Genomic DNA, 1,168 nt, shown 5'->3' with positions numbered 1-1,168 from the left:
CGCCAGGGCGACGCTCGGCAGGACGGCCACGGCCGCCGCCGTCGCGAGGAGCGCGGTGCGCCCCGCGGCGGTCGAGTCGGTCACCGGCCGCCTCCAGATGAGGAGCGCCGCCGACGCCAGCAGTCCGGCCGCGAGCGGAAGCGTGTACGTCTCGACCGCGTCGATGCCGCGGCCGTCGGGCCATGCCCAGACGGTCCCGACGCCGAGCGCGAGCGATCCCCATGAGGCGTGCACCGCGGGCGAACCGCCCCCGATCGGATCCCCGAACATCGCGGCGATCAGCAACGGCACCGGCGTCAGGAGGAGGAGGACGAGCCAGGCCTCGCCGGATGGCGCGGTTGGCGCGAGGCCGGCCACTGCCGCGATCGTCGTGAGTGCGCCGGTGACGATGCCCCAGATCCGCCTCCCGAGCGGATCCGCGGGCAGCGCCACCAGCGCGACCCCCGCGGCCGCGAGGATCGCGGCAGCGAGCCCGATCGCGACGTTCCCGCCGTCGGGGTCGACGCTGATCCCGGCACCCGCGAACGCCATCGCCAGCGGGGTGCCCGCGGCGAACAGCGCCCGCATCGGGCGGAGATCCGAGCGGACCCAGACGAGCCCGACGACGGCGAGCGCAGTCGCGGGGGCCCAGGCCCAGGGCGTGAAGAACGTGACGGCCAGCCACGTCGTGGCGATCATCGCCCCGGCGAACAGTGCGGCTCCGGCTGTCACGCGGTCATCGGCCGGGAGCCTGCGGGCGACAGCGAGGGCGCCGAGCGCGAGCGTCGCGACCACGGCGACGAGGAACGCGGGTTCGTCCCAGGGCGTCGAGATCGGCACGCCGGATGCCGCCGCCCAAGCGGGGAACGCGACGGTGGCGAGAAGCGCCACGAGCGAGGCGGCCACCACGTGCAGCACGCGGACCGTCCCCACTGCCGTCCGCGCCAGGCGAGCGGCGAGCACGCGCCCCGCGATCGACAACGCGACCACGGACGGCACGACCCACCACCAGAGGCCCGTCGACGAGTGGCCGACCAGCCACGCGAGTGCGGCCGCCGGGATGCCGCCTGCGGCGAGGACGACGATCGCACCCCTGAGCCGCCGGACCGCGGGGATCGCAGCGGCCGCCAGCGCGACGGCGGCGACCACGATGAGCCCGATGGCAGCCGCGGCCACGGTCGGCATGAGC

Annotated in this window: 1 pseudogene; it reads right to left on the bottom strand. The window is 76.1% G+C overall.

The window, feature by feature from the left end:
• A pseudogene (locus tag ESO86_RS17315) lies at positions 1–1,155 on the bottom strand (hypothetical protein); the annotation flags it as partial.
• Positions 1,156–1,168: the final 13 nt, after the last annotated feature.

The organism is Agromyces binzhouensis (assembly GCF_004135055.1).
Classification (GTDB): domain Bacteria; phylum Actinomycetota; class Actinomycetes; order Actinomycetales; family Microbacteriaceae; genus Agromyces; species Agromyces binzhouensis.
The sequence above is the reverse complement of the archived record's forward strand: the minus strand, read 5'-3'. Positions and strand labels throughout refer to the sequence as shown.